The organism is Corynebacterium incognita (assembly GCF_014217255.1).
Taxonomy (GTDB): Bacteria; Actinomycetota; Actinomycetes; order Mycobacteriales; family Mycobacteriaceae; genus Corynebacterium; species Corynebacterium incognitum.
This window is the reverse complement of record NZ_CP059404.1, coordinates 647391-672160: the sequence shown is the minus strand read 5'-3', so window position 1 is coordinate 672160 and position 24770 is coordinate 647391. Positions and strand designations below refer to the sequence as shown.

The 24770-nt window shown below is 65.2% G+C and carries 21 protein-coding genes and 1 pseudogene; 18 read left to right on the top strand and 4 right to left on the bottom strand.

Annotated features, from left to right (window positions below; genetic code table 11):
• Window positions 1-166 precede the first annotated feature (166 nt).
• Entirely contained in the window at window positions 167-967 is an 801-nt protein-coding gene (locus H0194_RS03110; protein ID WP_185176399.1) for an MFS transporter, read from the bottom strand.
• A gap of 246 nt (window positions 968-1213) precedes the next feature.
• Here H0194_RS03110 and H0194_RS03105 point away from each other — a divergent pair, with 246 nt between their 5' ends.
• The 18 genes from H0194_RS03105 to H0194_RS03025 all read left to right on the top strand — a co-directional run bounded on the left by H0194_RS03105 (window position 1214) and on the right by H0194_RS03025 (window position 19526).
• A complete protein-coding gene (locus H0194_RS03105) occupies window positions 1214-4675 on the top strand; it encodes an Rne/Rng family ribonuclease (protein ID WP_185176398.1) in 3462 nt (1153 codons plus the stop codon).
• 241 nt (window positions 4676-4916) lie between these two features.
• Window positions 4917-5222 carry a 50S ribosomal protein L21 gene (rplU, locus tag H0194_RS03100; RefSeq protein ID WP_185176397.1) on the top strand — a complete coding sequence of 102 codons (306 nt, stop codon included), beginning with the start codon at window positions 4917-4919 and terminating at the stop codon, window positions 5220-5222.
• Window positions 5223-5266: 44 nt separating this feature from the next.
• The gene (rpmA, locus tag H0194_RS03095; RefSeq protein ID WP_185176396.1) at window positions 5267-5560 is read left to right on the top strand and encodes a 50S ribosomal protein L27; all 294 of its coding nucleotides are present in this window, start codon (window positions 5267-5269) and stop codon (window positions 5558-5560) included.
• A 168-nt stretch (window positions 5561-5728) separates the two neighbouring features.
• On the top strand, window positions 5729-7261 hold the full coding sequence (obgE, locus tag H0194_RS03090) for a GTPase ObgE (RefSeq protein WP_185176395.1): 1533 nt from the start codon (window positions 5729-5731) through the stop codon (window positions 7259-7261).
• A gap of 2 nt (window positions 7262-7263) precedes the next feature.
• On the top strand, window positions 7264-8391 hold the full coding sequence (gene proB / locus H0194_RS03085; RefSeq protein WP_185176394.1) for a glutamate 5-kinase: 1128 nt from the start codon (window positions 7264-7266) through the stop codon (window positions 8389-8391).
• A gap of 23 nt (window positions 8392-8414) precedes the next feature.
• A complete protein-coding gene (locus H0194_RS03080; RefSeq protein ID WP_185176393.1) occupies window positions 8415-9464 on the top strand; it encodes a D-isomer specific 2-hydroxyacid dehydrogenase family protein in 1050 nt (349 codons plus the stop codon).
• Window positions 9465-9536: 72 nt separating this feature from the next.
• Window positions 9537-10862, top strand: coding sequence for a glutamate-5-semialdehyde dehydrogenase (locus tag H0194_RS03075; RefSeq protein WP_185176392.1), 1326 nt, complete (start codon window positions 9537-9539; stop codon window positions 10860-10862).
• Window positions 10863-11010: 148 nt separating this feature from the next.
• A complete protein-coding gene (locus H0194_RS03070) occupies window positions 11011-11946 on the top strand; it encodes a cutinase family protein (protein WP_185176391.1) in 936 nt (311 codons plus the stop codon).
• Between the two features lie 141 nt (window positions 11947-12087).
• Window positions 12088-12708 (top strand): nicotinate-nucleotide adenylyltransferase, encoded by a 621-nt coding sequence (gene nadD, locus H0194_RS03065; protein ID WP_185176850.1) that lies wholly within the window; start codon window positions 12088-12090, stop codon window positions 12706-12708.
• Window positions 12709-12810: 102 nt separating this feature from the next.
• Complete coding sequence (gene rsfS / locus H0194_RS03060; RefSeq protein ID WP_185176849.1) at window positions 12811-13260, top strand: ribosome silencing factor; 450 nt, start codon at window positions 12811-12813, stop codon at window positions 13258-13260.
• An 8-nt stretch (window positions 13261-13268) separates the two neighbouring features.
• A complete protein-coding gene (locus tag H0194_RS03055) occupies window positions 13269-13976 on the top strand; it encodes a histidine phosphatase family protein (protein ID WP_185176390.1) in 708 nt (235 codons plus the stop codon).
• A gap of 15 nt (window positions 13977-13991) precedes the next feature.
• Window positions 13992-14813, top strand: coding sequence for a DegV family protein (locus H0194_RS03050; RefSeq protein ID WP_185176389.1), 822 nt, complete (start codon window positions 13992-13994; stop codon window positions 14811-14813).
• 184 nt (window positions 14814-14997) lie between these two features.
• The gene (locus H0194_RS10955; RefSeq protein WP_246389036.1) at window positions 14998-15303 is read left to right on the top strand and encodes a hypothetical protein; all 306 of its coding nucleotides are present in this window, start codon (window positions 14998-15000) and stop codon (window positions 15301-15303) included.
• 28 nt (window positions 15304-15331) lie between these two features.
• On the top strand, window positions 15332-15748 hold the full coding sequence (locus tag H0194_RS10950) for a ComEA family DNA-binding protein (RefSeq protein ID WP_246389035.1): 417 nt from the start codon (window positions 15332-15334) through the stop codon (window positions 15746-15748).
• Window positions 15745-17250 (top strand): ComEC/Rec2 family competence protein, encoded by a 1506-nt coding sequence (locus H0194_RS03040; RefSeq protein WP_185176388.1) that lies wholly within the window; start codon window positions 15745-15747, stop codon window positions 17248-17250. The genes H0194_RS10950 and H0194_RS03040 overlap by 4 nt, the downstream gene beginning before the upstream one ends.
• A gap of 202 nt (window positions 17251-17452) precedes the next feature.
• Window positions 17453-18421 carry a DNA polymerase III subunit delta gene (gene holA, locus H0194_RS03035; protein ID WP_185176387.1) on the top strand — a complete coding sequence of 323 codons (969 nt, stop codon included), beginning with the start codon at window positions 17453-17455 and terminating at the stop codon, window positions 18419-18421.
• Window positions 18422-18477: 56 nt separating this feature from the next.
• Entirely contained in the window at window positions 18478-18879 is a 402-nt protein-coding gene (locus H0194_RS03030) for an ankyrin repeat domain-containing protein (RefSeq protein WP_185176386.1), read from the top strand.
• A complete protein-coding gene (locus tag H0194_RS03025) occupies window positions 18876-19526 on the top strand; it encodes a LysE family translocator (protein ID WP_185176385.1) in 651 nt (216 codons plus the stop codon). The genes H0194_RS03030 and H0194_RS03025 overlap by 4 nt, the downstream gene beginning before the upstream one ends.
• A 6-nt stretch (window positions 19527-19532) precedes the next feature.
• Here H0194_RS03025 and H0194_RS03020 read toward each other — a convergent pair whose 3' ends face one another.
• The 3 genes and pseudogenes from H0194_RS03020 to H0194_RS11145 all read right to left on the bottom strand — a co-directional run bounded on the left by H0194_RS03020 (window position 19533) and on the right by H0194_RS11145 (window position 24730).
• Window positions 19533-20939 carry a type II restriction enzyme gene (locus H0194_RS03020; protein ID WP_246389034.1) on the bottom strand — a complete coding sequence of 469 codons (1407 nt, stop codon included), beginning with the start codon at window positions 20937-20939 and terminating at the stop codon, window positions 19533-19535.
• A gap of 10 nt (window positions 20940-20949) precedes the next feature.
• Window positions 20950-21783 carry a DNA adenine methylase gene (locus H0194_RS03015; protein WP_185176384.1) on the bottom strand — a complete coding sequence of 278 codons (834 nt, stop codon included), beginning with the start codon at window positions 21781-21783 and terminating at the stop codon, window positions 20950-20952.
• A 79-nt stretch (window positions 21784-21862) separates the two neighbouring features.
• A pseudogene (locus H0194_RS11145) lies at window positions 21863-24730 on the bottom strand (class I SAM-dependent DNA methyltransferase).
• Window positions 24731-24770: the final 40 nt, after the last annotated feature.

Here is a 24770-nt window from a genome sequence, read left to right as displayed (position 1 = left end):
CAGCCCACCAGTTCCTAGTCCGCACCCGAAGTTTGATGGGGGCGGGGCTAGGAACTTTTGGTTTTCGCGTGCGGCGGGCACTTTTCTTCCAGGTTAGGGTGAAAAACGCGATCGATACCCCCGGAGTGGGAAGATTGTGGCTGTCTCGGCGGCTCGCGGAGCTCTTCTAGCGCCGATCCACGTGGTTGAGCACCCGCAGGCCAAACGGGGAGACCGACAGTTTCCACTTCTTGAGGGGTTTTTCTAGTGCGCTGCGGCGCACGTCAAGCAGTGATCGCTCATCCAGTTCCTCAATAGGTGCCTCGAGTTTGTCAAGGCTCGTGTCGAGGTGGCGCGCCAGTTGCTTGATATGCAGCCACTGGCCGTCTACCGCGCCCAGGGCTACTAGCGTCGCCAGTAGCTCCTTATTCGCAGCAGCCAGATCAAGGGCGTCGGCGGTGATGTCATCGATGCGGTGATCAGCATCCAAGAGCTGACGGGTGCGCCGCTTGCCGATGCGATAAGAAAAGGTCTCCAGTGACCGCCACGTCAAGCTCACACCCACAATCATGAGCAGCCACAAGGCTACAAACCCTAACGATCTAGTCACCGCCTCGGGAAGGTGGAAAAATGTCCCGTTGGCGTCGTCGAAAAGCCCTACTAAGGCGGGGCTTAGCGCGCTGCCGATCGTAGGGGCGAACATGGAAACGTAGTACAGCTGCGAATAGTCGCCTTCACGGTAGTCCTCTTTCCTCACCCAGTACTTGAGGCTGTTCCATGGCCGCAGCACCAGCAGCGCCAGTATCGTCGCGGGCAACGCCACCCAGGCGATGGGGAACAATTCCAGCGACAGCGCGGCGTACGCGGCCGTTCCCGGCACAGTGACCCCGAGGATGCGCTTGATGCCCGCCTCGTGGTGCGCACGTTTGTCCGCCACCACGAGCGGGAATCGCTTCCTGGGTTCGAGCTCTTTGCCGGGGTCTGCCATCGCCCTCATGGTAGCGCATTCGGGTGCCGCCACGCGCCGGACAGGCACTAGCTGTGACACAATGGGGAAGGCCTGTGAATGGCCCAGAATTAACAACTTCATATCACACCCGCGGGGATGGTCCCTGGGGAGATTTCATTTAACGTATGCCCGCCCGTGCGGCGGCGACGCGCCAGGTTTCCGTATCTTCATTGGCGCGTTTGCGCCCGGGACGTGGCCTTATAAGGCAAGTAGGAGTCGTGCACCATGGCTAAGGAACCACGCGCAGCGAAGTCGACCAAGAAGGCGGCGCGCAAAACCACCCGCAAAACCACCCGTAAAACCACGCGCAAAGCGCCCGCAGCAAAGAAAACAACCACGCCGAACGCGGCCGTGCCCGGCGTGAGCGACGACGATCTTCGCGCCGCGGCGTCGCTGGCGCAGCGCCTGGATCGCGATGCCGTGGGGGAGAAGACTCGCGTGCACGCCCTGGCGAAGCAGGTGGGACTGAAGTCCCGCGACGTCGTGGCCGTGTTCGGGGAGATGGGCAAGTCCAAGGTCGCGCAGTCGTCCCTGAGTCGCGACGAGGTGTTTGCTTTCCTCGAGCGCATCGCGCCTAGCGAAACTACCGACACCGAGCAGTCGGTACAGCAGCCGACCAAGAAATCCACCAAGCGCGCCGTGAAGAAGGCCGCGCCAGTCGAGGAGCCGACCCCGAGCGCGGTAGACGTCGCCGAGGAGCCAGTGAAGGCGCAGCTCGACGAGGAGGCCGCCGCGGTACCGGAGGCCGAGGATGAGAAGTTGCGCTACCGCGTACGCAAGAACGTGGACAACGAGATCCACCAGATCGTGGAGAAGGTGGACAAGGAGCTTGCCGACGCCGCGCCCGAGGAAGACGCCCCAGAGGCCGAGGAACCTGAAGCCACCGATCCGGAGAGCCCGGAGGTTGAGGAAGCCGTCGGGGATGAATCAGACGACGACTTCGGCGACTACGTCCCGGAGATCACCCCGAAACCGGAGAACCCGACCCTGACCATGCAGTACGCGCCGGTGTTTATCGCGCCGGGCGTGGGGGAGCACGCTGACGACGAGGACGGCTTCGACGTCGAGGAGCTCAGCAGCGAGGACGACAGCGAGAGCGACGCGGACCGCAAGGGCGACAAGGATGAGGGCCGAGGGGCGTCGCGCCGCCGCCGAGGCCGCCGCGGCGCATCCCGCGGCAAGGGCAAGCAACGTGAGGACTCCACCGAGGAGGCGGGCGCCGATTCCACCGACGAGGACTTCGCGCAGGTCGAGGAGCCGAAGGCCCTGCGCGGTTCGGCGCGCCTGGAGGCCCAGCGACGCCGCCGCGCGGAGATCCGTGAGGAGGGCCGCAAGCGTCGTCCCATCGTCAGCCAGGAGGAGTTTCTGGCCCGTCGCGAGTCCGTGGAGCGCACCATGGTGGTCCGCGAACGCGCGCGCCACGATGACCTGGGCAGCATCACGCAGGTGGGCGTGCTGGAGGACGACCTGCTGGTCGAGCACTTCGTCACCTCCGACGCACAGGCGTCAATCATCGGCAACATCTACCTCGGCCGTGTGCAAAACGTCCTGCCGTCCATGGAGGCCGCGTTCATTGACATCGGAACCGGCCGCAACGGTGTGCTGTACGCCGGCGAGGTGAACTGGAAGGCCGCAGGTCTGGGCGGGCGTGGTCGCCGCATCGAGAATGCGCTGCGTTCCGGGGACCAGGTGTTGGTCCAGGTGTCCAAGGACCCGGTGGGCCACAAGGGTGCGCGCCTGACCACCCAGATTTCCCTGGCAGGCCGCTACCTCGTGTACGTCCCTGGCGGCCGCAGCGCGGGCATTTCCCGCAAGCTGCCCGCCCCGGAGCGCAAGCGCCTCAAGCAGGTTCTCACCAACGTGGTGCCGGGCGACGGCGGCGCCATCATCCGCACCGCGGCGGAGAATGTGTCCGAGGAGGCCATCGGCCTTGACGTGCGCCGCCTGCATGACGCGTGGGAGGACATCCAGGCCCGCGCCGAGGAGGCCAAGGCGTCCAAGGGCGCCAAGCCGCAGACCCTGTACGAGGAGCCGCCACTGCTGGTCAAGGTGGTGCGCGATCTGTTCAACGAGGACTTCGATCAGCTCATCATTGACGGCGATAAGGCGTACAACATCATCGCCAATTACGTGCAGTCGGTGGCGCCGGATCTGTTCGGTCGCATCCTCAAGTACGACCGCGAGGGCCACGGCGGGCAAGACGCGTTCGAGCGTTACCGCGTGGACGAGCAGATTCAGAAGGCCCTGGCGCGCAAGGTGTGGCTGCCATCTGGTGGCACCTTGGTTATCGATCGCACTGAGGCGATGACCGTCGTCGATGTCAATACCGGCAAATTCACTGGCTCCGGCGGCAACCTGGAAGAGACCGTGACTAAGAACAACCTCGAGGCTGCCGAGGAGATTGTGCGCCAGATGCGTCTGCGCGATCTGGGCGGCATGATCGTGGTGGACTTCATCGACATGGTTCTGCCGGAAAACCGCGACCTGGTGCTGCGCCGCCTCAAGGAGGCGCTGGGTCGGGATCGCACCCGCCACCAGGTCTCCGAGGTGACGTCGCTGGGCCTGGTACAGATGACCCGCAAGCGTTTGGGTACTGGCCTTCTGGAAACCTTCTCCACGCCGTGTGAATGCTGTGGCGGCCGCGGCCTGATCCTGCACGACGATCCGGTGGAGGAGTCTCCGGAGGAGGAGCGCGATTCCAAGCAGAACCGCCGCGGGCGCGGCGGGCGTTCCGACGCCCCGGCGAAGGCTTCCGGCCGTGGCAACGTCGGCAATGCGCAGCGTGACGACGCCGCAGAGAAGGGTGCCGCGGAGAAGGACGGCGCGGAGGTGCGTTCCGAGGACAAAGACAAGGACAAGGGCAAGGGCCGCGGTCGTCGTTCGGGGGGTTCGCGCCGTCGCCGCCGGGAGACCCCGGACTACGAGGGCTTGGCGGCCAGCGTGGTGGTCACCGACGACACCGACAACACCGCGGATCGTGGGACGCAGTCCATTGAGGACATCGCCTACGCCGCGGTGAAGAAGGCGGAAGCGACCGACGACGTCGGGGAGTGGCCGTCGCCGCTGTCCCACGAGGAAGAGGAGCGCCTAGCGGCCAAGCAGGATGAGCCGGGCGCGGCCCCCGCGCAGCCGAGCTACGAGGAGGCCGTGGCGGAGTTTGAAGCCTCGCCGCGTCGCAAGCGTCGCACCCGCGGCAACTCCCGTTCGGATCACCGCCCGCGCCGCGAAGACTTCGCGGATGCTGCTGCTGAGCCGCAACAGGAGCCGCAACAGGAGCCGAAGCAGGAGCCGCAGCGCGGGGAACGCAACGAGAGCGCGAGCGCGCGCCGTCGCCGCCGTCGCGTGCGCAGGTCCAACGCGAAGGCTGCGGCGCCGCAGGCGGCTAAGCGGACAAAGACGCAGCCCGCGAAGCAGGATGCGCCAGCCGCAGAGTCTGCCGCCGAGGCGGGCGTGGAGAAGAAGGTCGTGGTCACCGGCCGCGGTCGTCGCCGTGCCGTGCGCCGCCGCGTGGCCGGGGGCGCTGCCTCCGAGCACGTGGCACAGGTCAAGCGTTCCGAACAGTCCGGCCGTGGCGGAGAGAGCAGCGGAGGCAACGCCGCGGATAAGGCGGACGGTGCGGGCCACGGGGCATCGTCAAGCGCGAAGCGCGGCCGGGGCCGTCGCCGGAGCACTCGCCGTCGGGGCTAACTGGAGAAGCGGACGGGTGCTGCTAAGCGGCGCCCACCCACGCGTTTTGCCTTTTGCAGGCCAAACGGGGTAGTCTTTGACAGTCGCTGTTTAGGGATCATTGCGCGCGCCGCGACGCTGCCTTAGCGGGCGCAGGTAACGCGCAACCTAAACGCAATAAATTTTGAAGTAACAGTCCATGTATCAGGGCTTCAGCTCACCCGCTGGCCCTGAGCCGAGTATAGATAAGGGGTAACCCTCTATGTACGCGATCGTCAAGACCGGCGGCAAGCAGTACAAGGTTGCCGAAGGCGACCTCGTCAAGGTCGAGAAGATCGAGGGTGAGCCAGGCAGCGCCGTGGCTCTCACCCCGGTTCTGCTCGTCGATGGTTCCAACATCAAGTCCAAGGCCGATGACCTGGCTAACGTCAAGGTCGACGCCGAGATCGTCGAGCACGGCAAGGGCCCGAAGATCGACATCCTGAAGTACAAGAACAAGACCGGCTACAAGAAGCGTATGGGCCACCGTCAGCCAGTCACTGTCCTGAAAATCAACGGCATCAAGTAAGCATTACGCTTCGCCTTTACACCCCTTAAAAGGAGGGAAATCCAATGGCACACAAGAAGGGTGCATCCAGCTCCAGCAACGGTCGTGACTCCGAGTCCAAGCGCCTCGGTGTGAAGCGCTTCGGTGGTCAGAAGGTCAACGCCGGCGAGATTCTGGTCCGTCAGCGTGGCACCAAGTTCCACCCAGGTGAGAACGTTGGCCGTGGCGGCGACGATACTCTGTTCGCTCTCGAGTCCGGCTCCGTGCAGTTCTCCATCAAGCGCGGTCGTCGCATGGTGAACATCGAGCCTATCGCTGAGTCCGCAGCTCCGGCTGAGGCCGCTGAGGCTACCGCCTAGAAACTTTCGTTTCCACATCCACCCTGTCTGCCAGTGTGCAGGCAGGGTTTTGTGTTCCCTGCGTCCCCCGTGCTTAGTACCGCGGGCAGCGAAGCCACTACAATCGCTAGAAATACCTATTCATCAACTTCGAGCACACCTCGACAACAGTGAAGGAAACAACGTTTCATGGCACGTTTTGTTGACCGCGTAGTACTGCACCTGCAGGCGGGCGATGGCGGGCACGGCTGCGTTTCCGTGCACCGCGAAAAATTCAAGCCCCTCGGCGGGCCGGATGGCGGCAACGGCGGCCACGGCGGTGACATCATCCTCGAGGTGTCCAACCAGGTCCATACGCTGATGGACTTCCACTTCCGCCCGCACATCAAGTCCGAGCGCGGCGGCAACGGCGCCGGTGATCACCGCAACGGCGCGCGCGGCAAGGACCTCATCCTGGAGGTGCCGGTGGGCACGGTCGTCCATACCGCGAAGGGGGAGACCCTGGCGGATCTGACGGTGCCAGGCACCCGGTTTATTGCGGCGCAGGGCGGCTTCGGCGGCCTGGGCAATGCGGCGCTCGCGTCCGCGCAGCGCAAGGCGCCGGGCTTCGCGCTGCAGGGCGAGCCGGGCGAGCAGAAAGAGCTCGTGCTCGAGCTGAAGTCCATGGCGGACGTCGGACTCGTGGGCTTCCCGTCCGCGGGCAAGTCCTCCTTGATCTCGGTGCTCTCGGCCGCAAAGCCGAAGATTGGTGACTACCCGTTTACCACGCTCGCCCCGAACCTCGGCGTCGTGAACATGGGGGACAAGTCCTTCACCATCGCCGACGTCCCGGGGCTTATCCCGGGCGCCGCCGAGGGCAAGGGCTTAGGCCTGGACTTCCTGCGCCACATCGAGCGCACCTCGGTGCTCGTGCACGTGGTGGACACCGCCAGCATTGAGCCGGGGCGCGATCCCATGTCGGATATCGACGCCCTAGAAGCTGAGCTGGCCAATTATCAGTCTGCGTTGGACGAGGACACTGGTCTGGGGGATCTGCGCGAGCGCCCGCGCGTTATCGTGCTCAACAAGTCTGATGTCCCGGAGGCGGAGGAACTCGCGGAATTCGTCAAGGCCGACCTGGAAGAAAAGTACGGCTGGCCCATCTTTATCATCTCCGCCGTGGCCCGCAAGGGGCTGGACCCGCTGAAGTACAAGCTGCTGGAGTTGGTGGAGAAGGGCCGCAAGGAGCGCCCGCGCGCCAAGGTGGACAAGGAGCACACCATCATCCGCCCGCGTTCGGTGGGCACCAAGGCACAGCCGAAGAAGGGCGCGGACTTCACCGTCGCGCCGGACCCGGAGGTTCCTGGCGGTTTCATCGTGACCGGCGAGAAGATCGAGCGCTGGATCGTGCAGACGGACTTCGAGAACGACGAGGCCGTGGGCTACCTCGCGGACCGACTGGCCAAGGCGGGTGTGGAGGATCAGTTGCGCCGCCAGGGCGCCCAGGAGGGCTGCCCGGTGACGATCGGCGACATCACCTTCGAGTGGGAGCCGATGACCGCCGGTGATCCGACCCTGGCAGGCCGCGGCAACGACGCCCGCCTGCTGGGCAGCGACCGTGTCTCCGCCGCCGAGCGCAAGCGTGCCTCCCAGGCCCGCCGCGGCTTGGTGGATGAGTTTGACTTTGGCCAGGATGAGGACGTCTCCCGCGAGGGTGCGAATAAGGAACGCTGGCAGGGTTAAACATGTCCACGCAGCAGACCCCGGACATGCGGGCCCGCATTGCCACTGCGAAGAAAATCGTGGTGAAGATTGGTTCCTCGTCCTTGACCGGTGAGGATCTGGCGGTGGCGCCGGAGAAGATCGATGCCATCGTGGACGCCGTGCAGGCCCGCATGGCCACCTCAGACGTCATTGTGGTGTCTTCCGGCGCGGTGGCGGCCGCGCTCAAGCCGCTGGGTCTGTCCAGCCGGCCGCAGGATCTGGCCACGAAGCAGGCCGCCGCGGCCGTCGGCCAGGTGCACCTGGCCCAGGAGTGGGCGCGTTCTTTCGCGCGTTACGGCCGCGCCACCGCGCAGGTGTTGCTCACCGCCGCGGACGCGGGGCACCGCGACCGTACACGCAATATCCAGCGCACCGTGGACCGGCTGCGCCAGCTGGGCGTGGTGCCGATTGTTAACGAGAACGACACCGTGGCCACCTCGGAGATGCACTTTGGTGACAATGATCGCCTCTCAGCCATCGTGGCCACTCTCACCAGCGCGGACGCACTCGTGCTGCTCTCCGACGTCGACGGGCTCTACGACCGCAACCCGGTCGACCCGGGTGCGCAGTTCATCCCGGAGGTCGTCACGGGCAAGGATTTAGACGGCGTTGCGGCGGGCGGCGGCGGCCGCGTGGGCACCGGCGGCATGGCGTCGAAGGTCTCCGCGGCGCGTTTGGCGGCGCGCTCGGGCGTCCCGGTGCTGCTGACCTCGGCCGCCAAGGTCGATGCCGCGCTTGCCGACGCCGCCGTGGGCACCGTCTTCCACCCGCGCCCAGACAAGCGCCTGTCCGCCTGGAAGTTTTGGGCACTCTACGCCGCGGATTCCGGCGGCACCCTGCACCTCGACGCCGGCGCCGTGGAGGCGGTGACCCAGCGTGGCAAGTCCCTGCTGGCTGTGGGCATCGTGGACGTGACCGGCGAGTTCCGCGCGGGCGAGATCGTGGACATTGTCGGCCCGGATTCCCACATCGTGGGCCGCGGCGAGGTGAAGTTCGATTCCTCCACCTTGCGCACCATCATCGGCCGCTCCACCGCGGAGCTGGACGAGCAACACCGCCGCCCGGTGGTGCACGCGGATTACTTGTCCAACTACGCCTCGCGCCTGTAGCGCTCTGGATACACTGGGGTGCCATGAAGTACTTCATGGGACCTTTTGAGTGGGAAGAGACCATCGCCGACATCACCGAGCTCGCCGAGCGTCACAAAGACAGCGGCCTGGAACTCGAGCGGGTCGATGCCCTCGAGGACGCCGAGGCCTTCGTCTACACCGGCGGCAATGCGGAGAATTTCCCCGCCGAGCTGCCCAGTTCCGTGAAGTGGGTGCAGCACTGCTTCACCGGCGTCGAAGCGCTCATCGAGGCTGGGGTGATGCCGGGCTACGCGGCGTCGGATAGCGCCGGCACCGCGCCTGCAGACGCCACACATACTCCCGCGCCTTCCGACGCCCCCGCGGTGCGGTGGGCCAACACCGCCGGGGCTTTCGCTCAACCAGTGGCGGAGATGGCGCTGGGCTTTATCTTGTCACAGGGGCATCGCCACGTGGAGATCGCGCGTACCCGGAAATTCTCAGAGCGCTGGGAGCAGGACGCCAAGCAGTTTTGGCTGTACCAGAACCGCCGCATCCTTATCCTCGGCGCTGGCGGCATCGGCCAGGAGCTCATGCGCATGCTCGACCCTTTCGGCGCCGAGGTCGTGGCCGTCAATAGGTCCGGTCGCCCGGTGCCTGGCGCGCTCGAGACCGTGACCATCGACGAGGCCATGGACTTCAGCTCAGCCGACGCCCGTGGCCGACAGCTGTGGTCGGAGGCTGATGTGGTGGTCAACGTCTTGCCCATTACCCCGGAGACTGAGAAGCTCATTGGCGCGGAGCAGTTTGCCGCCATGCCGGAGACGTCGCTGTTCGTCAACGTCGGACGCGGGCGGACCGTGGACACCGACGCTCTCGTCGAGGCGCTGCGTTCCGGTGCCATCGCGGGCGCCGGGCTGGAGGTCATGGACCCGGAGCCGCTGCCGGACGACCACCCGCTGTGGGACCTGGACAATTGCACCATGACGCCGCATATTGGCGCTTCGCACCGCGTGGCGCGCTTCCATGTGGGGCAGGTCTTCGTGGACAACGCAGTAGCCTATCTGCGCGGGGAGACCATGCCCACCGAGATCGCGCCGGGTGAGGGCTACTAGCGCACACCACCGGTGGGTGACCATACGTAAAACGCCCGCGGCTGCACGGCGCTCGCAGTAGTATGTCCTTTCATGACAGCCACTCACACCACCACCGACCAACCCGAGGCGAGCGCGGTCCGCGCTCAGGATCGCGCGCAGGAGCGCGAAGAGGTGTTGGCCAAGGCTCGCGCCGCCAAGGAGGCTGCGCCGACCTTCGCGCGGCTGCGCACCGATGCAAAGAACGCCATCCTGCGTGCCGCCGCCGACGCGGTGGAGGCCGCCGCGGACGATATCCTCGCCGCCAACGCGCGGGACATCGCCGCCGGGGAAGAGGCCGGGATGCAGGAGCATCTGGTCGACCGCCTGCGCTTGGACGCATCCCGCATCGCCGGCATCGCTGGTGGCTTGCGTCAGGTCGCTGGGCTGCAGGATCCCGTGGGGGAGGTGCTTACCGGTTCCACCATGCCCAACGGCATTGAGATGAAGCAGGTGCGCGTCCCGCTGGGTGTTATGGGCATGGTGTACGAGGCGCGCCCCAACGTCACGGTGGACGCCTTTGGGCTGGCTCTCAAAGCCGGTAACGTTGCGCTGTTGCGCGGTTCGAAGTCGGCGAAGCATTCCAACGCCGCGCTCGTGAAGGTCCTGCAGGGCGTGCTCGCGGAGCATGATCTGCCCCGCGAGGGCGTGCAGTTGCTGCCGTGTGCCACCCACGATTCGGTCACCGACCTCATCACCGCCCGCGGGCTGGTGGACGTGGTCATTCCGCGCGGCGGCGCGCGGCTCATTGCGGCCGTGGTGACGGGCGCGACGGTGCCCGCCATTGAGACCGGGACCGGCAACTGCCACCTCTACATCGACGCCAGCGCTGACCTGGACGCGGCCATCGCCATGACTATCAACGGCAAGACGCGGCGGCCGTCGGTGTGTAATGCCACCGAGTGCGTGCTTCTCGACGCCGCGTTGGACACGGCCGCCAAGGCTCGCGTCCTCCGGGCGTTGCAGGACGCTGGGGTGCGGGTGCACGGGGACGTCGACAAGCTTGTGCACCTCGGGGTGGACGGCATTGCGCACGCCACGCCGGAGTCCTGGGGTGAGGAGTTTTTGACCATGGACATCCGCGCCGCGGAGGTCGACGGCGTGGACGGGGCGATTGCGCACATTGCGCGCTGGAGCACCGGGCACACGGAGGCGATCGCGGCCCAGGACATCGCGGTGGCGCAGCGCTTTACCCAGGAGGTGGACGCGGCCGCGGTGATGGTGAACGCGTCGACGGCGTTTACGGACGGTGAGGTGTACGGCATGGGCGCGGAGATCGGCATCTCCACGCAGAAGCTCCATGCGCGCGGACCGATGGCGCTGCCGGAGCTGACCACCACCAAGTGGATCCTCCAGGGCAACGGGCACCTGCGGCCGTAAGGGGAGTGGGGTACACCCGAAATATGCCCCACTGAAAACAATAGTCACAGTAGTTTACAAAAATGCCGTTTGTGCTGCGGCGATGGCGGGAACGGGATAGATTGACTGGCGGCTTATAGAACACTCTCCGGGAAGGCCGTTGACCCTCATGCAGTTCCTGTCTTATCGCATTCGCCGCTCCGCCCTCGCGTTCGTCGCCGCCATCGTCGCAGCACTGACCGTAGCCACCATGCTCGTCGCCCCGCCGAAGGCCGCTGCCCAGCCCGGGCACTGCCCCGCGGTGGTGGCCGTCGTGGCCCGCGGCTCCGGCCAGAATTTTGGAATCTACCCCACCTGGTACTCCAATCAGGGCGGCCGGGCTTCCAACGGCTGGGAGTCCGTCACCTTCCGCGCCTTCTTCCGCCACGCGGAAAACCGCTACCAGGCCACCCACGGTGGCCGCTCGCTCATGAAGGACGTCTACGTCATGGGCCTGGCCCCGGAGTACTACCCGGCCTCCTTCCCGGAATACGACACCCCGCAGATTTCCGGCACCGTGGCCAAGCAGCAGGTCTCCGCGCTTATCTCTAAGGTCGTGGCCCCGCTCGCGCGCTCCGGTATCTCCGCCGCGCAGCAGTTCAACCGCAGCGTCCAGGCCGGCCGCTCCGGCACCATGCGCGCCATCGAGAACTACGAGCGTCGCACCGGCTGCAAGCCGGACTACATCCTCATGGGCTACTCCCAGGGCGCGATGGTCACCGCGGAACACGAGCAGGAGCTGGCCAACCGCGGTCAGCTGGCCGGTGCCGTGTACTTCGGCAACCCCATGACCCACCGCGACGACCCGGCTAACGTGGGCGCCCGCCGCACCGCTGGCGGCGGCGTGATTGGCATGCTGCCGAACAACTCCAAGTCCCTGGCCGCGACCCGCAACCGCGTCAACTACTGCCTGCCGCACGACTCCATCTGCAACATGACCGGCCAGACGGTAGAAAACGCCATCGAGACCCGCGGCGGCACCCACGGCCGCTACTTCATGCAGTCCTCCCCGTGGGACAACCACGTCTCCGACGCCTTCGGCCGCTTCGTCGACCGCTCCCGGTAATTCCCTCAAGGGAATTACCGTTTCCAAATCGAATTACCGCTTCCGCAAGGAATTACCGTTTCCAAATCGGATTACCGCTTCCGCAAGGAATTACCGTTTCCGTGAAGGCCCGGTGCCTTATACTGGCCGTTTGTGAGTGCAATGCGAATCGGAATTATGGGTGGCACGTTTGACCCCATCCACCACGGCCACTTGGTGGCGGCCAGCGAGGTCGCGGACAGGTTCAACCTGGACCAGGTCATCTTCGTGCCCACAGGACAGCCCTGGCAAAAGGCGGACCGTCAGGTCACTCCGGCCGAACACCGTTACCTCATGACCGTCATTGCCACCGCGTCCAACCCGCGGTTTACCACCTCCCGCGTGGATATTGACCGCGGCGGCCCCACCTACACCATCGACACCCTCAAAGACCTCCGCGCGCTCTACCCGGGCGCCGAGCTGTTCTTCATCACCGGCGCCGACGCCCTGGGCTCCATCCTGAGCTGGCACCAGTGGGAAGAAATGTTTGAGATGGCCAACTTCATCGGTGTCACCCGCCCCGGCTACGTGCTCACCGAAGACATGCTTCCCGAGGTGCATCAGGATAAAGTCGAGCTTCTCGACGTCCCGGCCATGGCCATCTCGTCCACCGACTGCCGCGAGCGCGCCCAGGAAGGTCGCCCGGTTTGGTACCTCGTCCCCGACGGCGTGGTCCAGTACATCACCAAGAATTCCCTGTACGCGCGCGAGAGCGTCGCCGATAACGAAACGGCTGCAAAGTAGCTAAAATAGGGGCGTTCGTGGAAGACTAGGGGAGTTAACTAGGAAAGTTACCCCGCAAAACAGGAAGAGACGATATTGTCCTACGCTGAACTCTCCGCCACCATGGCCACCACCGCGGCGCATGCCGCTGACGAAAAGGGCGCGACCAACATCGCGGTCTTCGACGTCTCTGATGTTTTGGCGATCTCCGAGCTCTTCGTCGTCGCCTCCGCGGATAACGAGCGTCAGGTGCGCGCCATCGTGGAAGAGATTGAAGACGAGCTCACCCAGGCAGGCCACGAACCCAAACGCCGCGAGGGTAACCGCGAAAACCGCTGGGTGCTGCTTGATTACGGCAACATTGTCATCCACGTCCAGCGCGACGACGAGCGCGAGTTCTACGGGCTGGACCGCCTGTACCGCGACTGCCCGCTCGTAGACATCGAGGGCATCGAGCCGCCCACCCGCCCGGGCAAGTGGGGCACCGACGCGGACGTGGACACCCACTCCGTGGAGTCCATCGACGACATCCCGCTGGCCGATGAGGCCCCCGGCGACGAGGACGAGATCTAATACCGCGCATGGCACGTCGGCTATTTCTGATCCGCCACGGGCAGACCACCTATAACGCGACTGGGCGCATGCAGGGTCACCTGGACACCGAGCTGTCCGCCGAGGGCCGCGCACAGGCAGCGGCCGTGGGCGAGCGCCTGGAGGACAAGGGCATCCGCAAGATCCTTTCCTCCGACCTCATCCGCGCCGTCGACACCGCTGAACTGGTCGGCCAGCACCTGGGCCTGGACGTCACCGTGGATGCTCGCCTGCGGGAGACCGATCTGGGGCAGTGGCAGGGCATGAGCAGCGCGGAAGTGGATGAGCAGTTCCCCGGGCTGCGCGCCATTTGGCGGCATGATCCCACCTGGGCGCCCCCGGCGGGCGAGTCCCGCGTGGACGTCGCCCAGCGCGCCCGGCCTGTCGTCGACGAGGCGATGCAGGATTTCGCTGAGTGGGAGGACGGTGCCGTGCTCATCGTCGCCCACGGCGGCGCCATCGCGGCGTTGACCTGCCACCTCCTGGGCCTGGAGTACTCGCAGTACGGGCTGCTGTCCGGGCTGAAGAACACCCACTGGGCGCAGCTGACCGCCCGGCCTTCCTTCAACCCTGACAAACCTGTGGCATCATTGGCCTTCGACGCCACCGACGCCGAGCAGATCGCTGCCGCGCAGTGGTACCTGGACGGCTGGAACATGGGCGCCAAGGTCACCGGCGGCGCCGGCGCTGACGTGTAAGGAAAGGGGGCAGAAATGAGCGTTAGGATCGTCACCGATTCCACGGCGGGCCTGCCCCGCAACATCATCGACGAGCTGGGTATCACCGTGGTGGACCTGCACGTCATGGAGGCGGACGCGAAGGGCAAGACCACCTCGGGCGTGACCGCTTTGGAGCTAGCCGCGGAATACGGCCGTCAATTGGAGCGCTCCAGCATTGACAGCAACACCGGCGGTGATGACGGCGTGCTGGCGCTGCACCTTTCCCGCGAACTGTCCTCCACCTGGTCCGCTGCCGTGAGTGCCTCCGGCGTGTTCCCCGGCACCGTGCGGGTCATTGACTCGGGCACGGTGGGCATGAACTTAGGCGCCGCCGCGATGGCGGCCGCGCGCCTGGCGCTCGACGGCGCGGATCTGGACGAGTGCTACGACACCGCAAAGGACACCCTGGAACGCGCGCTGACCTGGGTCTACCTGGACCACACGGACGCCATCCGCAAGTCGGGGCGCATGTCCTCGCCCTCGGACATGCTCTCCACCGCGCTGCTGGCCACCAAACCCATCATGCGCGTGGCCGGGGGCAAGCTGGAGCTGGTGGGCAAGACCCGCACCCAGACCAAGGCCTTTACCAAGCTGGTGGAGTTCATCGCCGAGCGTTGCGACGGCCAGCCGGTCTTCGTCGCGCTCCAGCACTGCGGCGCCGAGGCTGACGCCGTGCGCCTGCAGAAGCTGCTGAAGGGCGCACTGCCTCCCGGTTCGTCATTCATGATGGTGGAGATGGTGGACGTGCTCGCCGTCCACGCCGGCACCGGCGCCATTGGCGTGTCCGTAGTGTTCAGCTCCCTCGACGAGTCCTAGACCCCGCGCTCAAGGGCGCTAGGTCACCGCCACACAACGCCCTAGACCACTGCGGCGGGGGAGTCAAGGGCCATCCTGGAGTTTTCCACAGGCGTGCTACAAACCGGAGCCTGAACCCCGACTTCTCCACAGGCGCCTCACTTTGACCTCGGCTTTAACGCGGCCTGCTCCTAGTGTCAACGCCATGGGAGACAAAGTGATCGGTGTCGCGCGTGACCGCCTCCGCGCGCTGGCACAACCCACGGGTGAGGAGGAGCTGCTGGCCGTGCGCTACCCACGCCCGCGTCTGCACATCCCGATCCCGCAGGCGATCGCCGTGGCGGTCTGCGTGGCCGTCGCCCTCGGTGCCTGGGGATGGTGGGGCGCGCGTGACGACGCCGCGGGTGCCGGCCACCCCGCCGCCATCACGGCCCTCGGCAGCACGGACCAAGCCCTCCCACCCTGCGGCCGCGCCGGGCGATGCCAATACCGGTGCCCCCGAGCTCACTAGCGCCACCGCGGAAGTCGTCGTCGCGGTCGTGGGTGAGGTCCACCGCCCCGGGGTCTACACCCTGGCACCCAACTCGCGTGTGGCCGACGCCTTGGACATGGCCCAGCCGACCAAGAAGGCCGACACGCTCAGCCTCAACCTCGCCCAGAAGCTCAACGACGGTGAACAAATCCGCGTCTACGCCCGCGGCGAGGCGCCCGCGCCACCGCCGCGGGCGCCCAACGGCAGCGCCGCCAGCAGTGGCAGCACAGACGGCAAGGTCAACCTGAACAGCGCGACGCGTGAGGAACTCATGGCGCTGCCCGGCGTGGGGGAGGTGACCGCGGACGCCATCGTCGCCCACCGGGAGGAGAAAGGCGGGTTTAGTGCGGCCGACGAGTTGTTGGATATCTCTGGCATTGGCCCCGCAAAGTTCAAGAAACTCGAGGGCGAGGTCACCGTATGAGCGAGGCGCGACTGGTGGTTCCGGCGCTGGCAACGTGGGCGCTCGCGTGGTGCGCGCGTACCGGTCACCCGCTTGCCGGCATGGTCCTGCTCGTTGTCACCGTCCTGGCGCTCGCGGGCTTGCGTCACGGCGGGCAGGCGATCGTCGCGGCCGCGTGTGGGGTGGCCGGGCTTGTCAGCGCGGCAGCCCGCGCCCGGAGAGCCGAGGCGTTCGCCGACATTCGGCCGCCCGGCGGCGTGACCAGCCTCGTGGTCGCCGAAGCACCAACTGAGACGGTCACTGGCGGCTGGTTCCTCCGCGCCCGCGCGCCCGGCAATCCGGACACCCTCGGAGTGTTCATACGCGATGTGCCCGAGCCCTGCCCACCGGGCACCCGCCTCGCGGTGCGTCTCCACGAGCCTGCTGGCGCGGAGAGCGCCAGTAGCGCCAGCCCCATGAGCGGTGACGTAGTCGGTGCCTCGGGTCCGGAGGGGCTCGCCGCGTTCGCGGCGTGGGTAAGTCAGACCTTCAGCGAGCATGTGGCCGCCGCCACCGGGCCCGGCGCGGAGGGGCTTATTCCCGCGATGGTGCTGGGGGAAACCTCGCTCCAGACCCCGGCGGACAAACACATGTACGTGGACACGGGCCTGGCGCATCTGTCGGCTGTTTCCGGGGCTAACGTTTCCACGGTGACGGTGACCGTGGTGGTCATCTGCCGTCTGTGTGGGATGGGGCCGCGCATCACCTTTGCTGCCGCGCTCAGTGCGCTGGCAATCTACGTGTTCCTCGTAGGCCTGGAGCCGTCAGTAGCCCGCGCCGGCGTGATGGGCGCCGTGGGGTTGGTGGCGGTGGTCGGCTCACGCCGGGTACCACCATTGCATGCCCTCAGCCTGGCGATTATCGCGCTGGTGTTGTGGCGCAGTGAGCTGGCCACTGACTTTGCCTTCGCCCTCTCTGTCGTGGCGACGGCTGGGATTGTGGTCCTGTTCCCGCTGCTGCACCAGGCGCTGGGGCGGCTCGCCGCGCACGCCCCAACTCTGTGTGGTACTGCGAACGTACACATTCCGGACGTGATAGTCCGCGCGGCGGCGGTCACCATCGCGGCCGACATGGCCACGATGCCCATCGTGGCGTTGATGAGCGGAAAGGTTTCTCTCGTGGGCGTGGTGGCCAACCTTGCCGTGGCGCCGGTGGTTGCACCGATGACGGTGCTGGGCCTGGTCGCGGTGGTGTGTTGCGTCGTCGGGGCTGGGCTGCCCATCCCACTGCTCGCCCCAGCCGCCACGCTGGCGGCCAACGCGCTGCTGGCCGTCGTGGAGCCGCTCGCGCAATGGATCCACACCGTGGCCACCGTTTTGTCCAGCCTGCCGCTTGCCAGCGTTCCAGCGCACCCCATTACCGCGCTCCTCGCATATGCCTGGATGGTCGGCATTCTCTTTGCACTCACGCCGCATCCGCTTACTTTTGCGGTGAGGGCAACTGAATGTCAAACGCGTTCACAATCAACGAGGAAGTGGTACTAATTTTAGTACCACTGGTGCCGTGCGGAGTGACTGGCTGCGCGAGCAGAGGGGGTCTTGCTGAACGCCTACATCAACCAGAAGCTGGCTTCCGCATAGCGGTAGAGGATGCGTGGCCGTCCGCGGCACCGGCCCCGGCGGCTGGGAGCGCAGGTGCGCAAGGCCCGGGTGCGTGGGGGCGGGGTGAGGTTCTAAGATGAACAGCATGTCCGTACCTCCTGTGCACCTGATTGTTGGCGATGACGAGTTCCTCGCGGAGCGTGCGCGCCTGTCGGTCCAGAAGGCCGTCGCCGACGAAGCTGGGGCGGCACCGGAGGTGACGTTCCTGTCCACGGCACGCTGTACCGAGGGCGAAATCGTGGAGGCCACCAGCCCCTCGCTGTTCGGCGATAACCGGGTCATCGTCTTCCAGGAGGCAGAGAAAGCCGGCAAGGACGCCGTCGCGCAGCTGCTCAAAGCCTGCGTGGACCCGATGCCCGGCATGACCATGGTGGTGCTGTTCGCCACGTCGCAGCAAGCACTCAAGAAGCGCAAGAAGGCCCCGGAGCTGCTGGCCAAGCTGCAGAAGGTCGCCACCGTGCACGAGGTCTATGAACTGTGGCCCAACGAGCGCGGACCGTGGCTGACCCGGGAGTTCGCGTCCCACGGCGTGCGTCCCACCCCAGACGTGATCAATGCTTTGCTCGAGGGGGTCGGCTCCGATCTGCGGGAGCTGGCCTCCGCCGTGTCGCAGCTGGTGGCGGACACCAACGGCAACGTCACCGCGCAGGCCGTGCATACCTACTACGTCGGCACCGCCGAGGTCGAAGGTTGGGACATCGCGGACGCCGCCGTGGCGGGCAACGTCTCCGCCGCCGTGGCCTCCTGCCGTCGCGCCCTGCAACTTGGCGTGTCCCCGGTGGTGCTGTCCATGGCGCTCGCCTCCAAAGTCGGCGACATCGCCCGGCTGTACAACGTTTCCGGCGGCAACACGAATCAACTGGCCGGCCAGCTGGGCATGGCCCCCTTCCGCCTCAAAAAGGCGCTGCCGGTAGCCCGGCGCTGGTCCGCGGACAACGTGAGCAAGGCCGTCATCCTCATGGCCGAAACCGACGCGCAGGTCAAGGGCCGCGGCGGCGATCCCGAGTTCGCCATCGAAGACGCCGTGCGTACCATCGCCATGTTGGCCAAATAGAATCGCCGCCATCGTAGCGGCATGACGCAGGAGCACCAGGAAAACAAGGAGCAACCATGAGCGAGAGCCAGATCCCCGAGGACGTTCACGAGCTGGCAGGTCGGCTGTTCGATATGGCCCGCCAGGGCGACGCCACGCTGGTGGAATACCTTAGCCACGGCGTGGACCCGAACCTGGTGAACCACGAGGGCCAGTCCTTCGTCATGCTCGCCGCCTACAACGGCCACGCCGAGCTCGTGAGCCAGCTCGCGGAGGCAGGCGCGGACGTGAACCTGCTCAACGATCGCGCGCAGTCGCCACTCGCCGGCGCGGTGTTTAAAAAGAACGACGACGTCATCGAGGCCCTGCTCGCCGCCGGCGCGGACCCGCACGCTGGGCAGCCCAGCGCCATCGACTCCGCGCGCATGTTCGGCCGCGAGGACCTCGTCACGCGCTGGGACAAGGACGCCACCGCGTGACCTGGTCGCAGCTCGCGACGATCGTCGCCCTCAACATCGCCGGTGCAGTGACACCTGGCCCAGACATCGTCCTCATTACCCGCCTGGCCACGAAGTCCCGCCGCCACGCCCTCGCCGCCGTCGCTGGCATCACCCTGGGGGTGGCCTGGTGGTGCTCACTGACCGTCTTCGGTGCCGCGGCGGTCATCGCCGCCTTCCCCGACGCGCTCAACGCGGTGCAGGTCATCGGCGGTTTCGTCTTGGTTTACATGGGCATCGGCATGGTGCGCAGCGCCCGCGCCACGTTCGCCAACCCACCATCAACCGTGGATGAGGCCGCGGAGCGCCTCGGCAGCACCGGCAACGCTTTTCGCACCGGCTTAGCCACCAATCTGGCCAACGCCAAAGCCATCCTGTTCTTCCTCGCCATCATCGCCCCGCTTTTGCCTGCCGACGTCGGCTTGGGCACCGCCTTTGTTGTCATCCTCGCGGTGGTGGTGTGTTCGTTCATGGTGTTCGCCACCATCGCCACGGTGGTGTCTACTGAGCGGGTGCGCCGCACGTTGTTGCGCGCCGGGCCGTGGATCGATGTGGGCTCCGGCATCTTCTTCACCGTGGTGGCTATCGCGCTCATCGTCAACGGTGCGCGCCATTTCATCGGCGGATAGCGGGCACTAGAGCAGCGTCAGCGGCGGCTGAGCACACGCCTGCCATACCCAGCGGAGCCAGGCCACCATACTGTGCGCCCGGCGCCACATCGTCGACTCACTCAGCCCCAGCCCGGCCGCCGCCATGAAACCCGCGAGTTCGTCGGTGGTAGGGCAGCGTTCCTCGCGCACCATGAGCCCGAGGGCGTCGTGAAGAACGCTTCGCCGCGCGAGCAGCCCGAGAATCCCCGTGTGCCGCGCCGCGCGCGAACCGGCGGCCATTATCTGCTCCCCGGCAGCGCTCAGGTGCAGCTCCCCGTCGGCGTACTCGGCCAGACCAATGTATTCGAGCGCCGTCGCGTAGTAGTCGGCCTGGCGCCTGTCGAAGTCGAAGCTCGTGTAAATGTCCTCCTTGGTCAGCGGGGCGTCGAGAAGCCGCTCGGCCAAGTTTATGATGCGCGCGAAGCTATTGGCCTGCGGGAAAGGAATCCCTGCGGGCTCCGGTTCGGCCGGGGTGGCCGCCAGGATGGCGCGCACCGAGTCCAGGCTGAGCGCCTCGTCGGTGAGCGCGTACACGGCGGCGTCGACCAGCTCGATGGAGCTCATATCCGCCTGGTCCCTAAAACCGTAGCGGTACAGGTGAAACAGCCCGTCGGAGTAGACCACGTACACCGGCACCACCGGCTTGTTCAGTGCGTCCGCAAAGCGCCGGTAGGGGAAGTAGACCTGCCGGATGTTGAAGTCCCGCGAGAGGTGATTCTTGGCCTCCACGAGGCACAACAATTCCGCGGATTCGTAGCCACCGTCGATCTCCATTTGGGCATTGTTCACCGTAATCTCCGCCTCGCCGCAGCGGGCACTAAAAGAGAGCGTGGACATGCGCCCGGACACCGTCGGGGTCAGCGGCCCACAGCCCAGGAAATCCTCCACGATCCCCGCCGCGAACGCCGCGTTGAGCGCCGTCGCCTCACTGGAAATCGTGGAATAGTCCAACGACCGCAAGTGCGCCGGGAACGGCCGGTAGCGCACCGCCGCACCATGAGCGTCCGTGGGGCCAACCCCAGGGGAGTCCCCAGCAGGAAAATCCTCAAACACCGGGAACGGCCCCACCGCGTACTCGCTGCGGCTGACCGGCAGCACCGCCAGCCCCCGCTGGGCCAAAATCCACGGCTGCGCGGAGGAAAAGTCATGCTTGGCCATCAACCGCGGCTCGCGGCGGGAGAGCGCCTTCAACCGCTTCGCGGTAATCCGAAACGATCCCTCCCGCGCCAGTTGCTTATCGACGTCCCCGTCCGCCAACACCCGCATCCACCCCAGGTCGTTGACGCCTAAGGCCACCGAATCCGGGACGCCGAACCGCGCCCGCAGCTGCGCCTCGTCGTCGCCCACGCCGCCAGTCACGTCGTCCGTCACGTCGCCAGTCACGTCGCCCATCCCCACACTCTTAGCTGCGGTCGTAGTTCGTCACCAGGACCTCGTCGATCTTCCCGCGCCGCGAGGCCACCGAGTTAATCGCGCGGGTCGCCGACACAATGCCCACGTTGTAATCCGCATACAGCTCGCGGATGAAATCCGTGGCGGAATTAGACAACATGAACTTCACCCCGCGGGCGTCCAACTCGTCGCAGGCTTCCTTGAGACGCACCTGCTCGCCCCTGCCGAAACCGCCCGCGGCGTAGCCGACGAACGAACTGGTCACATTCACCGGGTCATACGGCGGGTCCAAAAACACAAAGGCTCGCCCCGTGGCTGCCCCCCGCACCGCTTCGTAGCTGCCGTTGTGAAACTCAATCTCTGCCCCCCGCAGATACTCCGACACCGCCCGCAGCGTCACCTCGTCACAGATCGTCGGATTCTTGTACCGCCCGTACGGCGCGTTGAACTGCCCCTGACTATTCACCCGGTACAGCCCGTTGTAGCAGGTCTTGTTCAAGTACACGGTGCGCGCGGCGCGCTCGACATCACTCAACGTTGCGAACACCTCCGCGTCCCGGTCCAGGGCCCGCATCTGCGCGAAGAATTCCGCGTCGTTGGGGTAGGTGCTCAGCAGCGCAATAAGACTCTCGACGTCCCCACGCACCACCTCGTACAAATTAATCAGCTCGGCGTTGAGGTCGTTAACGATGGCGCGCTCCGGCTGGAGACCGAACAGCACCGCACCGCCGCCGAGGAAGGGCTCAAAGTAGCGTTCATAGCCCTCCGGCGCCGCCGCGGTGATCTGGGGCAGGAGCTGGCGTTTGCCCCCGGCCCACTTGAGTATCGGTTTCACGTTCGTCATCGTGGACAAATCTTAGCCCACGCCCCGACACCGCCGGGCCTGGCCTCGAACGGCTGTTTGTCACTACGACCCGACCGACCTAACCGACCGCCTCGTTGTAGAGCTCAAACAAGTGCGCCACAATCCGCTGCTCCCTCTCCGCATCATCCGCCGAGTCCGAGAAGTCCACCCCGTACGCCGCCTCCACCGCAGCATCCAGCTCCGCATGCGCCTTCAACAGCTCCGGGTACAGGAAGTCATTGTCCGGGTCATACAAATCCGCCAACGTCGCGCCCTCATACAACTCACGCGCATCCAGCACCGCCTGCGCTAGTGAAGCGATACGTTCCTGCGTTGCATCATCTGCTTCCGGCCAGATGAAGTTGTTGTACACGACAGTGTTCGCATAGTTATAGTCCGCCTTTAGGCGCCCGGTAACTGTGCGCATCCATGCATTATGGAACTGCGACAGCAGCAATCCGAATACGTATCTATCCTCAGTAAGGACGTAATAAAGCTTGTTTCCAGGGATCATGCCTTCAGTTTCAAACGCAATAGGCAGGTACTTACGGCGCTGGGAAGACACTGCGGGGACACCGATATAAGACCCTTGTCCCGTATAACGAATTTCGTCGAAGAGCCACGGAGTGGCAGCCTTCTTCTGCGTTGCAGCTTTTGGTGAAGCCTCGCGCATTTCTTTGACCTTGCGAACTCTCTCCGAAAGCACCGGAATTTTCGGAATCTTGTGGCGTGGAAAATCAACCAACCAGAGGCAGTATCGGTCGGTGCCGTCAATGAACTCTTCTCCCATAGAATACTTGCGGACGTAGGGTTCTAGTTCTGGAGCTTCTTTGAGTAGGACTTCCCTTTCGGCAGGAGTCATGAGGAGATGGCCTCCCTCCGTTGGTTTGCCTCCGGCTTTCATCGGTGGAACGTCACTAATCGGCTTGTTTCGACGCTCGATGAAGGCAGTCGGCGCATCGGCCAAGTAGCCGTTGATGTTCGACACCTTTTTGAGCTCACCTATTTGCGTTGCGGCACCGTTCTTTCGTTCTTCAGGTGTCGAACGCCGGTAGTCCCACACAAACTTTTCCTTGCGTTCCTTGTATGAGAAGCCCACGATAATGCAGAAAACATGTGCTTGGTTTGCTGCTTCATTGGCCCAGACGAAGGTCCGGTGTGCGAAGTTGATTACGATGCCATCTCCGAAAAGCGGTTTCCAGAGCGGGGAGACTTGCTGGCCCTGGCAAATAGAGTTGGTGGACACCAGCGCGGCCTCGATGGCGGTGCCGCGCATGTAGTCGGCTGCGCGCTTATGCCAGCAGGCGACGTAATCCAAGGTCTTAACCTTGCCGAAATGGGCTTCGCGGTCTTCCTTTTGTTCAGCGGTTAGTCGTGAGTACCCCAAGAAAGGCGGGTTGCCGATGATGTAGTTGCACTTCTCCGCCGCGAGGACGTCGGCCCAGTCGGTGCGGAGGGCGTTGCCGTGGTGGATGTGGGCGGCGTCGTTAAGCGGCAGATCCTTGATGTCGGTGGTGATGATCATCTGCGCCTCGATGTTGGCCTGCAGCTGGGCGATCCAGAGGGCGGTGGAGGCGACGGAGACGGCGAAGTCGTTGATCTCAATGCCGTAGAACTGGTCGAGCGAAATCTTGAGCGGCGAGATGTTGTCGAAGCCGAGGGAGGTTTGGTTGTTGGCTTGGACGGACAGGATCTTGTTTTCCAGGCGGCGCAGGCTGATGTAGGTCTCAGTGAGGAAGTTGCCGGAGCCGCAGGCCGGGTCGAAGAAAGTGAGGGAGGCCAGCTTGTCGTGGAACTGGGTGAGCTGGCGATTGCGCTTGTTGGCGGTGATGCCGGGCTGGTTGATGATGTCCTCGAGCTCCTGGGTGAGGGCGTCGAGGAAAAGCGGGTCGATGACCTTGTGGATGTTCTCCGGGCTGGTGTAGTGCATGCCGCCCTTGGCGCGAGTCTCCGGGTTGAGTGTGGACTCGAAGACACCACCGAAGATGGTGGGGCTGATAGAGGACTAGTCGGTGTTGAGGGAAACCTCGTCGCGTAGGGTGGTGAGGATCTCGTCCGTGAAGGGCGGGATTTCCTCCTCTTGAGCAAACATGCCGCCGTTGACGTAGGGGAAGGCCTTGAGGTTGTCGTCCAGGTACGGGTCGCGAGCGTCGACAGGCGTATTGAGCGTGTGGAAGAGATCCTTGAGCATCGGACGCACGTTGCGCGCCGGGGTCTCAGATAGGTAGCGGTTCAGCGCGTCCTTGGGGAACAGGCCGGCGTCTTCCGCGAAGAGGCAGAACACGAGGCGGACACAGAGGACGTTGAGGGCGTGCTGGTTTTCCTCGGTGTCCGGATCGATGAACTGGGCGCGCAGCATGTCGTAGAGCTTGCCGATGAGCGTGCCGGCGTCCATTGAGACTTTCTCTTCCCGCTTGGCGCGGGCGCGCTGCGGGTCGATGAGGAAGTCGAGGAGGTGGAGCTGGTCGGGCAGATCCTGGAGCGTGAAGGAGATGTAGTTCGTGTCCGGATCGACTTTGTTGAGGTCGTGGATGCGGAACTCGTTGAAGTCGCAGACGATGATGTAGTTCGGGCGCTGGTTATTGGGCAACGTGTTGGCGTAATTGAACGCCTGCTGGAACGGCGTGACCAGCTCGCCCTGGCGGGTGTCGGGCTTATCCAGATCCACGCCGAGGGACTTTTGCTCAACGAAGGTTTTGGCATCGGGGATGTGGACGTCAATGAAGCCGCGCTTGGAGGTGCGCTCCTCAAAGCGGACGTTGGTGGTCACGTCCTTCATGCCGATAACATCGCGGGCCAGTTCCAGCCAGAAACTAGAGGTATCGCCCTTCTCGTAGCCGCGGCCTGCCCATTTGGCAGCGAAGTCTTGTGCGGCTTTCTTCCGTGCCGCGTGGCTGGCGGCGGGGGAGGGAGCGATTGTTGCAGGAGTCTGAGAGGTAGCTGGCATGCCTTAGAGGTTAGTGGAGTGGGTAGACATGTGGGGCGGT

Coding starts and splice junctions, on each gene's coding strand:
- H0194_RS03030 (WP_185176386.1), top strand. CDS start 18,478: ATGAGCGAGAGCCAGATCCCCGAGGACGTTCACGAGCTGGCAGGTCGG.
- nadD (WP_185176850.1), top strand. CDS start 12,088: ATGCGAATCGGAATTATGGGTGGCACGTTTGACCCCATCCACCACGGC.
- H0194_RS03075 (WP_185176392.1), top strand. CDS start 9,537: ATGACAGCCACTCACACCACCACCGACCAACCCGAGGCGAGCGCGGTC.
- H0194_RS03020 (WP_246389034.1), bottom strand. CDS start 20,939: ATGGGCGACGTGACTGGCGACGTGACGGACGACGTGACTGGCGGCGTG.
- proB (WP_185176394.1), top strand. CDS start 7,264: ATGTCCACGCAGCAGACCCCGGACATGCGGGCCCGCATTGCCACTGCG.
- H0194_RS03105 (WP_185176398.1), top strand. CDS start 1,214: ATGGCTAAGGAACCACGCGCAGCGAAGTCGACCAAGAAGGCGGCGCGC.
- H0194_RS10955 (WP_246389036.1), top strand. CDS start 14,998: ATGGGAGACAAAGTGATCGGTGTCGCGCGTGACCGCCTCCGCGCGCTG.
- H0194_RS03050 (WP_185176389.1), top strand. CDS start 13,992: ATGAGCGTTAGGATCGTCACCGATTCCACGGCGGGCCTGCCCCGCAAC.
- rpmA (WP_185176396.1), top strand. CDS start 5,267: ATGGCACACAAGAAGGGTGCATCCAGCTCCAGCAACGGTCGTGACTCC.
- H0194_RS03055 (WP_185176390.1), top strand. CDS start 13,269: ATGGCACGTCGGCTATTTCTGATCCGCCACGGGCAGACCACCTATAAC.
- H0194_RS03015 (WP_185176384.1), bottom strand. CDS start 21,783: ATGACGAACGTGAAACCGATACTCAAGTGGGCCGGGGGCAAACGCCAG.
- H0194_RS03080 (WP_185176393.1), top strand. CDS start 8,415: ATGAAGTACTTCATGGGACCTTTTGAGTGGGAAGAGACCATCGCCGAC.
- H0194_RS03070 (WP_185176391.1), top strand. CDS start 11,011: ATGCAGTTCCTGTCTTATCGCATTCGCCGCTCCGCCCTCGCGTTCGTC.
- rplU (WP_185176397.1), top strand. CDS start 4,917: ATGTACGCGATCGTCAAGACCGGCGGCAAGCAGTACAAGGTTGCCGAA.
- holA (WP_185176387.1), top strand. CDS start 17,453: ATGTCCGTACCTCCTGTGCACCTGATTGTTGGCGATGACGAGTTCCTC.
- H0194_RS03040 (WP_185176388.1), top strand. CDS start 15,745: ATGAGCGAGGCGCGACTGGTGGTTCCGGCGCTGGCAACGTGGGCGCTC.
- rsfS (WP_185176849.1), top strand. CDS start 12,811: ATGGCCACCACCGCGGCGCATGCCGCTGACGAAAAGGGCGCGACCAAC.
- H0194_RS03110 (WP_185176399.1), bottom strand. CDS start 967: ATGGCAGACCCCGGCAAAGAGCTCGAACCCAGGAAGCGATTCCCGCTC.
- obgE (WP_185176395.1), top strand. CDS start 5,729: ATGGCACGTTTTGTTGACCGCGTAGTACTGCACCTGCAGGCGGGCGAT.